7 protein-coding genes and 1 pseudogene are annotated in these 10,048 nt (G+C 44.3%); 4 read left to right on the forward strand and 4 right to left on the reverse strand.

Annotated features, from left to right (window positions below; genetic code table 11):
* Nucleotide 1: 1 nt before the first annotated feature.
* On the reverse strand, nucleotides 2–829 hold the full coding sequence (gene map / locus RIC07_RS27045; RefSeq protein WP_446397219.1) for a type I methionyl aminopeptidase: 828 nt from the start codon (nucleotides 827–829) through the stop codon (nucleotides 2–4).
* A 423-nt stretch (nucleotides 830–1,252) separates the two neighbouring features.
* Here map and RIC07_RS27050 point away from each other — a divergent pair.
* From RIC07_RS27050 to RIC07_RS27065, 4 genes and pseudogenes are all read left to right on the forward strand, one after another.
* Nucleotides 1,253–1,426, forward strand: a pseudogene (locus tag RIC07_RS27050) (Uma2 family endonuclease); the annotation flags it as partial.
* A 354-nt stretch (nucleotides 1,427–1,780) separates the two neighbouring features.
* Nucleotides 1,781–4,162: a VIT domain-containing protein gene (locus RIC07_RS27055; RefSeq protein ID WP_446397220.1), complete on the forward strand. Its 2,382-nt coding sequence runs from the start codon at nucleotides 1,781–1,783 to the stop codon at nucleotides 4,160–4,162.
* Between the two features lie 86 nt (nucleotides 4,163–4,248).
* On the forward strand, nucleotides 4,249–4,488 hold the full coding sequence (locus RIC07_RS27060) for a hypothetical protein (RefSeq protein ID WP_446397221.1): 240 nt from the start codon (nucleotides 4,249–4,251) through the stop codon (nucleotides 4,486–4,488).
* A 5-nt stretch (nucleotides 4,489–4,493) separates the two neighbouring features.
* Nucleotides 4,494–4,976, forward strand: a complete 483-nt coding sequence (locus RIC07_RS27065) for a DUF3368 domain-containing protein (protein WP_446397222.1) — start codon at nucleotides 4,494–4,496, stop codon at nucleotides 4,974–4,976.
* Between the two features lie 31 nt (nucleotides 4,977–5,007).
* On the opposite strand, the gene RIC07_RS27070 is transcribed toward RIC07_RS27065, so the two are convergent.
* The 3 genes from RIC07_RS27070 to RIC07_RS27080 all read right to left on the reverse strand — a co-directional run bounded on the left by RIC07_RS27070 (nucleotide 5,008) and on the right by RIC07_RS27080 (nucleotide 10,023).
* The gene (locus RIC07_RS27070; protein WP_446397223.1) at nucleotides 5,008–7,446 is read right to left on the reverse strand and encodes a helicase-related protein; all 2,439 of its coding nucleotides are present in this window, start codon (nucleotides 7,444–7,446) and stop codon (nucleotides 5,008–5,010) included.
* Between the two features lie 151 nt (nucleotides 7,447–7,597).
* Nucleotides 7,598–8,419 carry a tetratricopeptide repeat protein gene (locus tag RIC07_RS27075; RefSeq protein ID WP_446397227.1) on the reverse strand — a complete coding sequence of 274 codons (822 nt, stop codon included), beginning with the start codon at nucleotides 8,417–8,419 and terminating at the stop codon, nucleotides 7,598–7,600.
* Between the two features lie 590 nt (nucleotides 8,420–9,009).
* A complete protein-coding gene (locus tag RIC07_RS27080) occupies nucleotides 9,010–10,023 on the reverse strand; it encodes a transporter substrate-binding domain-containing protein (protein ID WP_446397224.1) in 1,014 nt (337 codons plus the stop codon).
* Between the last annotated feature and the right edge of the window lie 25 nt (nucleotides 10,024–10,048).

Here is a 10,048-nt window from a genome sequence, read left to right on the forward strand (position 1 = left end):
TTCACACTTTGCTGCGGTCAGTTAAAATTTCGTATCCATCTGCTCTCACCAATACGGTATGCTCAAACTGAGCGGATAGGGCATTATCGACAGTTACGGCAGTCCAACGATCCGATAAGATACGGGTAAACTTGGAACCTGCATTAATAATCGGTTCAATTGCCAGAGTCATCCCTTCCCGTAACTTTACATTGGGCATTTGCCGAGTGCGGAAGTGAAACACAGAGGGTTCTTCGTGCAGATTGCGTCCCACGCCATGACCGGTGAAATCTTCCACCACAAAAAAACTATTGGCGTTCACATGATCTTCGATCGCGCCCGCAATGTCAAGCAGGGAGTTCCCCGCTTTTACCTGTTCGATTCCTTTATACAGTGCGGCTTCGGCGACTTCTATTAACTTGGCGGCGTTGGGTTTAACATTACCCACGGCAATGGTAATACAGGAGTCGCCATGGAAGCCTTCATAGTACGCCCCCGTGTCAACTTTCAGCACATCCCCCGCCCGAATCACCTTTTTGCGACTGGGAATTCCATGCACCACTTCGTTGTTGAGACAGGAACAGATTGAAGCCGGGAAGCCGTGGTATCCTTTAAAACTCGGCGTTGCTCCCATTTCGCGGATGCGCTTTTCGGCATGAGCATCCAAATCCGCCGTCGTCATCCCCGGTTTAACCTGTTCGGAAATTTCTTTGAGAACGGTAGCGACTATTTTAGACGCCTGCCGCATAATAGTAAGTTCAGACTCGGATTTAATTTCGATGCCCCGACGTTGTTTTTTCGGGCGAGACGGCTGGGCAGGTTTGGAAAGCAGGTTACTAAGAATATTCATGTAAACGATGAAACCGAGAATGGGTGAGCTTTATGTGGATATCTCCTTGCCTCTTCCTACCTTGGCAGAAAGCCTGCTGACAAAAAAGGGACGTTCAGATTTCAATTCCCCGATGTTGCCGATTCAATGAGTTTCTGTCGGCTGGGCAAGGGTCATCCGGCGACAAAGTTTTATCTTATCATTGATTAGGCTAGCTCTGGCTTATTTGCTAGATATCGTGTTAATCAACCCTTTGAATTTGATAAACAGGCACGGCAATGCCGTGTCCCTAGGGGTTCGATTCCTTGGGTTATTGAAGTTGATGTCTCCGTTCCCAATTGTGGTGATAATCATGGTTCAATTCTTACGAAAATCAATAACTTTCGCTGAATTTATCCAATGGAAGCCAGCCAATAAACGCTATGAACTGCATGATGGAGTCATTTGGGCGGTCGTAAATTTATTGGTAATCCAAAACAACCAACGGTTTCTATTTATGTTTTAGTGGATGGAGAATACCAAGTTGGTCAATTTCGAGGGAATGACTGCATCCAGTCAGTTGCTTTCCCTAACTTACAGTTAACCGCTGAAGAAATATTTCAGTCGGTTAGTTGTTAGTTCAAGTCAGATATTTTTTCAATCAACCCTTTGAATTTGATAAACAGCTTACAACCCCACCTGTAGGGGCACGGCATTGCCGTGCCCTTACTCACCCTATAGATGCTGCATCAGTCAAGAAACCTAACGTTTCACCGGAAGTCTAGAAACCTGTATCGGGGCGGGTTTAGTTATATCTGGGTGCAACCAAAAAGATAGTAGTCAAACCCGCCCCTACACACAGACGCGCCAGTGCCATTCTCCCTAATATGCCATTCAGGTAAAATTAAGCTACTATAACTCTATTACGACCCAGCTAAATTTAACTACATTTATTTCAATCAAAAAACTCCGATAAAAAAGGACAGATAGCACATGGCACCCGTTCAATCTCCCACGCCGAAATATAACGGCTTATATTGTCAATCTCCAGAGGGAAACTCCCTGGTTTTCCCCCTCAAGCATACCGAGGTTGAGGCGAAAATTGCCGGGAACCTGTCACGAGTTGAGGTGACGCAGCGATTTGAGAACCCCTTCACCCAACCGCTAGAAGCTATCTATGTCTTCCCCTTACCCGATGAAGCCGCCGTGGATGACATGGAAATTAAAATCGGCGATCGCATAATTAAAGGAACCATTAAAAAACGCGAAGAAGCCCAGCAAATCTACGAACAAGCCAAACAAGAAGGGCGCACCGCCGGATTACTGGAACAAGAACGTGATAATATCTTTACCCAATCCCTGGCTAATATCAAACCCGGTGAAGAAATTGATGTCACGATTCGCTACACCGATAGCTTGAACTTTGAACAAGGGGACTATGAATTCGTCTTTCCCATGGTGGTGGGACCTCGATATATCCCCGGTGAAACCATTGATGAGAGTGGCGATACCGATGAAGTCCCCGATGCTTCCCGAATTACACCGCCTATTGTACCCGAAGGAACGCGATCGGCACACGATATCGGCGTTACCGTAGAAATTAATGCAGGTGTACCGATTCAAAATGTCCATTCCCCTTCTCATCAGTTGCAGATAGAAACCGAGGGAGAAATTGTCCGGGTGCAACTGGGTGGTGATGATACGATTCCGAATAAAGACTTAATCCTCAGATATCAAGTCGCCGGAGACAATACCCAAGCCACTGTCTTAACCCAATCTGATCAACGCGGCGGACATTTTGCCCTTTATTTTATCCCCGCTTTAGACTATCGCCCTGATCAGATTTTTCCCAAAGATGTGGTGTTTCTCATGGACACCTCCGGTTCTCAACAAGGCGCACCCTTGCACAAATGTCAAGAACTGATGCGGCGCTTTATTAATGGGTTAAATCCTGACGATACATTCACGATTCTTGACTTTTCTAATACAGTTCGCCATCTCTCCGAAACCCCTCTGGCTAATACACCGGAAAATCGGGAATTAGCCATCAATTATATTAATCAATTACACGCCAGTGGTGCCACCGAAATGCTCAGTGGAATTCGGGCGGCAATTAATGTTCCAGCACCAGAGGGGCGGTTGCGGAGTGTGGTTTTGCTTAGTGATGGATATATTGGTAATGAAAATCGCATTTTAGCCGAAGTGCAGCAGGAACTTCAAGCCGGAAATCGGTTATATAGCTTTGGGGCGGGGAGTTCAGTTAACCGCTTTTTACTTAATCGTATTGCTGAAATCGGACGCGGAATTTGTCGGATTATTCGTCACGATGAACCGACGGAAAAAGTCGTTGAAAAGTTTTTCCGCTCAATTAATAATCCCGTCTTAACCACCATTGAACTTAACTGGAACGGAAGCGGAGAAACCCCGGAAATTTATCCCGCAATCGCCCCCGATTTATTTGCCCAACAGCCTTTAGTGGTATTTGGACGAAAGCGCGATCGCATGGCGGGTGATTTACAGATTAATGGGACTACCGCCGGGGGTGAACACTATCAAAAGACATTTCACCTCAATTTTAGTGAAACTGGAAATCCAGCCATTGCTCAATTATGGGGACGAGCGCGGATTAAAGACTTGATGAATCAAATGGTTACTTATGAAACTAAATCGGGAGTTGAGGCGGTAACCGATACGGCATTAACCTATCAGTTATTGTGCCAATACACGGCGTTTGTTGCCGTTAGTGATGATGTGCGGGTAGAACCGGGAAGCGAATCTGTTTCCATGAATGTTCCAGTGGAAATGGCAGAAGATGTTAGTTATCGAGGCGTTTTTGGTGCAGCAGCACCTCGTTCAATGTCACTTCAATCACAACGACGAACCTATTCAGCCAGTGCGCCAAGTATGTCCCTTGAAAATCTCTCTCTTGCCGATGCAGCATCCACGGAATTTGATGCTATGTATTCGATGAAAGCAGATGAGGACAAAAACCCACCTCTATCGACCTCTTCACCGAAAGGAATGGTCAGTAAAGGTATCGATGCAGTTGGGAAAAAGTTACGTCGAAAAGCTTCGTCTCCAGCCGCCAATAATACCCACTTAGAAGTAGTTAGCGTCACCGGATTGGAGCAAAGTGATACCCTTTCATTGACTAAATATTTGCAACATAAGAATTTACCCTCTAATTTGAGGGGTGAAATCGTCTTCGAGTTTACGCTAAGTCAAGGGCGCGTCGGGCGGATTATGTTAGATGAAGAGGCTTCAACCTTGAAAACGGCAAACGTGATTGAGTTAATCAAGCGAAATTTGCTCAAGTGGCGTCCTTATCAATCGATTAATAGCACCGTGGTGTTAAGATTGCGAATTCAATCGTAGGATTTAGCTGAATCAAACAGCCAACTGTGGGGGCGCACAGACGTGCGCCACACATCAGTACCTTGTCCTTTAGAGAAACACAATCTATGATGAATCGAACAATCACTGAAACGATTGCGGCTGAACTTCAAATTTTTAAAACGGTTAATCAAAAAGAGAATTTTCTCTTTATTATCGGGGCTTTACTAACTCAAGTTATCAGTATTCAGAAAGCAGCAGAAGTTATGGAAATGGAACCCGAAATGATTTTACAACTTTTGGAATTAATGGGCATCGAATTTTCATATTTATCAGAGGATGATATCTCTATAGAGAGGAATTGGTGACTTTCGTGAACATTGTTTTGAACTCCTCACCCTTAATTTTTCTGGCTCGTCTAGACTTTTTAGATAAATTGGCTGAATATCCAGATAATTTTTATCTACCTAAATCTGTTGCTGATGAAATAGAAGTTAAACAAGATCAGCCGAGAGCTTATATCGCTAGCCTTATTGATTCCGGACAGATAGAAGTGCGAGAAGTAACCTTAATGTCCCTAGCCACGAGTTTAAATAAACGTTTAGGTAAAGGAGAGTCAGAAGCGATTGCTCTTAGCATTGAACTCCAAGCCGATTATACAATCTTGGATGACTTGGTTGCTCGCCGAGAAGCTATGAGGTTAGGATTGAATATTAAAGGAACGCTTGCTGTAATTAAAAAACTAAGAGATGAAGGTAAAATAACTATAGATAATTTAGATGATCTATATCAAAAGTTAGTAGAAGTTAAGTTTCGGGTCAAGCGCGGAATTTTCAATGATGTCTTTGCTAGCTGATACCTAACTAAGAGCAGATATATATACGAACTCACATCTGTTGCGCTGTGAGCCAGTCTTTGATCTCATCGCCAGCACTTTCCGGTTTGAGATACAGAGTACACTCACGAATTACCTCTTCTTCAGGGAAGCTTTGTTGCTGACACCAAACACGAATACCAGCATTGCTTAATGCTTCCACTTGCTCAACGTCTACCATCGCCACCTCAGTTTCACGAGTGCAAGCAATTAAAGACAGAAGATATTCCGGTTTAGGCGAACGCATCTCTTCCTTGTCAGGGTCATATAACAAGATATAGTATTCTTCTTGATACTTGAGGAGGATATAGAGTAAAACACTCTCACCAGAGTAGGTCAAGGCACTCACCAAATCGCTGTCCAAATTTTGGGCATACTCGCGGTGAGAATGGAGTTTTTGTGTGTGCTGATAGTAGGAAGAAACACCTTCATCATCAGTTTGCTCCCAGACTAAGTTACCTGACTCAATAGTTACCCTGGTATTGGAAGCAAACTCTGGCATATCAATCTCTTGCTGTGCGTTGGTAGTTAACACAGGTAAATCAGTTAATTTACGAGACTCTGCATGACGCTGCATCAAATTTTGCCAGCGTTGACTGATGTTTAGTAACTCCCATCTTAACTCAGTCTGTTCCTCGACAGTGGGAATAAAAGTATACAACTGAACTGTTCGGGGTAATTGCCACGGACGCAGGATACGTCCAGCTCTTTGATTAGGTTCAATAGCTGTCCAAGCCATATCGTAATTAATGACTACAGATGCATCCTGCATATCAATACCGATACCAAATGCATCTGTAGTAATAAATACTTCATATGTCTCTTGATATTTGTCCACAGCATTATTAGCGACAGGAGCAAACTTAGCTATAGCTTTCTGGATGTCTTTTAATTTTTTCGGCTCATACTTTACTAACACCTGCTGATAAAAATAAAGACTGTGAAGAACAACATTATCTGGAAAATACTTTTTTTGATCACCAAAATTTAAATAACAACCTTGTGTGTCCTTTTCAGTATAATACTTGGCAACGTGGGGAGCTGTGAGTTGATGAGTAACAGGTAATTTGAGAAATTCATTGGTGTCAGGAATTTTCCATGCCGAAGCTCCATCTATCCACTCAGGCAACAAAACTGGACTGTCAGAAGTATGAGGCAGTAAATAAAGCTGGGTATTGAGATTATCTACATGAGTGGCATAAGGAGAACCACTTAACAGTAATACCTTGACTCGTTCTAGATTTCCAAGCTGATTAACCAATTGATTAATGCGCGTAAAGGCTTTACGCTCTTTTTTATCCTCTTGTCGATGTCTCCTGTTACTAAATTCATCGGGATAACGTCTTCTAAGCTGATGACTTTCATCCAAGATTAAAAGATACCGTCCTCGTCCTTGACAGACATCATCCACAATCTCTTTCCAATCTTCCAAATCGCTAGCATATTGTTCATCTTCTCGATCTAAGGTTTGCAGTGTAAAGTAATCGGCGTAAATACTAGCATCACGCATTTCACGCTGCCAAGCTCGACGCACGGGCAAAGGGCAAATTACAATCACTTTGTCAATCAAATCCTCGGCACGCAGTTGAATCGCAATTAACGTTCCCATGACCGTTTTACCTAATCCCGTCGAAGCCACTAGCATTGAGCCTCCATACAGGCGAATTTGGCGTAGGGATTGAGCGATCATGTCGCGCTGGTAGGGAACTGGCTGTTTACTGTAGCTTGTCTGGATTGGCTTAAGCTGTTCCAAAGCAAGGATGGTTTTGAGGTAAATATCCCACGGTTCCACTAATCTCTGCCAGCACTTTAGTGCCTCTAGTAATGACTGTGTAATATCAGCCGCATTCGCAAAGTAGTGATTAAATTTGTGAATAAAATTAGCAACTTGAGATTCAACAAAGCGATGTAATTCTTCAATTATCACCGAATCCATCTGAACTCCGTGCTTATTTTCATAGTCTAAGACCCAGCCCTCAATTACAGACGGTGCATACAATCCTCCTGACTCAATTTGATCCAAAAACCCATATCCAGTTGTATTGGCAGAAGCATTGATGGCAGTATGATGATCGACAATGTATAGTTTGCCGTGATGGGCGCTGGCACGAGCATCCACAATTGATAATTCACGTTGCTCCATTCTGATGATTAAATCGGAGACGCTTTGCCTACGTCCAAAATCTACACCCGTCGCCAAGTGACGCATTATTTCCTGAACCAGAGCCATTTTTGCCCGTTCCTCTCCTGGTTCATCAATCCCCACTAACAGGTAAACGCGCTTACCTTCGGTATGTCTCCGAATTAATCCCCAACCCTTGATCGTGAAGAATCCAGAAGCAATACGAATTTCTTTTTGACTGGTAGAGAAGCTCTCTCGGATTTTATCGAGAGTAATGCGCGGTTCAAACCAGGTAGATTGAGAGGTAATGAAATCAAGGTTGTGTGGCATAGGTGTCACAGGTGAGGAACTCAAGCCAAACTTGTCAGTTTAGTTGATTGGCAAGCTATAACAATCTTATTTCATTTGTGAGAGTTTTCCCATTAGAACAATCAATCAATTGGATTGATTGATTGTTTGCTAGTCTAAAGCAAATTGAGTATTATTCCAACTGTAAAAACTTCTCCAACGCCATCACCATCGCGGGGGGCCAACGGCGGATATTTTCCACCCAATCGATGTCTTTATAGCGCCGATCTAATCCAATAGCAGCAACCCAGTTACTCTCGGCTTCTCCTTGATTCCCGTTAACCCATAAGGCGGCGGTAAGTGCAGCCCGGACATCGGGAAATTGGGGATATTTGCGGATTAGCTTGCGGAGTTCCAGGATTGCTTCTTTTTTCTTGCCAATTTGATAAAGGGCGAGAGCGTGGTTAGCCCGGGCGAAGGCAAAATCCGGGGATAAATCGACGGCTTTCTGGTAATACGCGATCGCGGCTTCCCATTCTCCCTTTCCGGCGTTAGCGTTTCCCAGGTTGTTGTACGCCATCGCGTCATCGGGGTTAATCTGCAATACCTGCTGATAATCTGCGATCGCCTTTTGCCATTCTCCCTTTCCTTCATACGCTGTCCCCCGGTTCAAATACGGATCAGGGGCGTTAGGCGCTAACTGAATCGATTGATTAAAATCTGCGATCGCTTCGTCTAATTTATTCTGACTGACTCTGGCATTTCCCCGATTACTCCAGCCTACGGGATTATTGGGTAAAAGTTCAATCAGTTGTGTCCAATACGCTTCAGCCGTGGCAAACTCACCCAGTTGTGTCGCCGTAAACGCTTTTTGCCGCAATTCGTTGAGCCGCTCAATCTGAGCCTGGGTTAAATCAGGGATTTGGGCTTGTGCCATCACTGATGGCGTTATCCATAATCCAGAGCATACCAGCACTAGCACGATACCGAATAAACTGACAATCCAACGTTTCATGAGAATGTTTAAATCACAGAGGCTATTGATCACTGTACAAGCAATTGGCTTCCCCATCTCCCCCAGCTCCCCCAGCTCCCTCTGCTCCCTCTGCTCCCCCAGCTCCCCCAGCTTCCCCATCTCCCCCATCTCCCCCACACTCCTTTTCACTCTATCTTTACGGATTTCTCACGCACTCTTCACACACACGCTACTGAAACCAGTCGTCGCCTCTGTAAAAAGGAACATACCCAAATAAATTGATAGTCTTTCTCAACAAACTCTGATTAGCTTAAGACTATTTCCCTGAGGGAGATTGGGTAAATTGAATTGAGAAAATGCGAATGAGTTATCAAGAAATCCGCTGGTGGACAATCGCTGTTTTAGAGATTGCGATACTGGTGAGTTCGCCGTTCTTAATCCGTATATTTTATCACTTGCCGTAATCTGCAATAACAAGAACCCATTGAAGTTCAGCATTCATACTAAGCTGTTCGGCATTTAAACCTTAATGTCAATAATGACGAAAGGATGGTAGTGCGTTAAGCGAAGCCATGCCGCAGGCTTTGCATCTTGCTCGCTACTAATACCCAATTTAAATGCATGACAGCTTATTGTGTGGACATACCAAACCACTCTTGGTACAACCCTTGGTATGTCCCATCTTCCATCAACTTTAATAATGTCAAATTAATGGCTTCCCGCCAGATGCTCCCTTCAGGTAGAGCAATCCCATAATTTTGTTGTTGAAATGTCGGCTCAATCAACTTAACCTTGCCTTGCCCTTCAGATGTCGCATAATTCTGTAGGGCAGGTGCATCATAAACCACAGCATCCACTCGTTCATCCTCTAGAGCTTGATAAGCCTCTGGCAGGGTTTTAAACAAAATGGATGCCACTCGATTATCCCGTAGATACTCTTGAGCCGCACTTTTTTCCACTGTAGCCACTCGCACATGATGTAAATCCGCAGGCGTTGCGATCGCGCCGCGCAATCCTTGCAATGTGAAGCTAGTGGTAATACTGGCGGTGAAGTAGGCAAAGATAAAATAGCCTGCACACATCCAAAATAAGGCAAATAACCGTCCTAATGCCTTTTTGGGGGTTTTATCCCCATAACCCACGGTTGTCACTGTTACCGCCGCCCACCAGAAGGATTCCCAGATACCGGGTAGGTAAGATTGGGGAAACTCCTCGTTATGCTGGCGTTCCACGAACCAAATCAGATGAGCCGCGATCAATAAACAGAGGACAAAAAATCCTATTGCATAATAAAGGGCTGGTGTCAATAAAATGCTCAAAGTTCCTTGGAAAAGAGTACCGGGGAGGCTACGGTTCTGAGCAGACACCATAATTTGCAACCCGGATTCAAAATAGGGGTAGGAAAAATCAATGGTTTCTTCCCGTTCAGAGGTAATCGTCACACCCGCGATCGCGACATCAGCCATCTCCTGTTCTATTTCCTCTAAGAGTTGACCAATGGTATCCACGCCCTGTAATTGGTAGCTTACCGCTTCTAAAAACCTAGACAAACCTACCCACAAGTAATTCTGTCTTGGTATAAGTCCACGGTGTAACTTTTGGTCGATAACCGTTAACGCTGACGCTTGGCTGATACCCGGCATTGTTGCTCGATATCAGCCTTAACCA

Source organism: Coleofasciculus sp. E1-EBD-02, from assembly GCF_040218245.1.
Classification (GTDB): Bacteria; Cyanobacteriota; Cyanobacteriia; order Cyanobacteriales; family Coleofasciculaceae; genus Coleofasciculus.

Bases quoted from the DNA above. Each gene is read 5' to 3' on its own strand.
- map (WP_446397219.1), bottom strand. From the start codon at position 829: ATGAATATTCTTAGTAACCTGCTTTCCAAACCTGCCCAGCCGTCTCGC.
- RIC07_RS27055 (WP_446397220.1), top strand. From the start codon at position 1,781: ATGGCACCCGTTCAATCTCCCACGCCGAAATATAACGGCTTATATTGT.
- RIC07_RS27060 (WP_446397221.1), top strand. From the start codon at position 4,249: ATGATGAATCGAACAATCACTGAAACGATTGCGGCTGAACTTCAAATT.
- RIC07_RS27070 (WP_446397223.1), bottom strand. From the start codon at position 7,446: ATGCCACACAACCTTGATTTCATTACCTCTCAATCTACCTGGTTTGAA.
- RIC07_RS27075 (WP_446397227.1), bottom strand. From the start codon at position 8,419: ATGAAACGTTGGATTGTCAGTTTATTCGGTATCGTGCTAGTGCTGGTA.
- RIC07_RS27080 (WP_446397224.1), bottom strand. From the start codon at position 10,023: ATGCCGGGTATCAGCCAAGCGTCAGCGTTAACGGTTATCGACCAAAAG.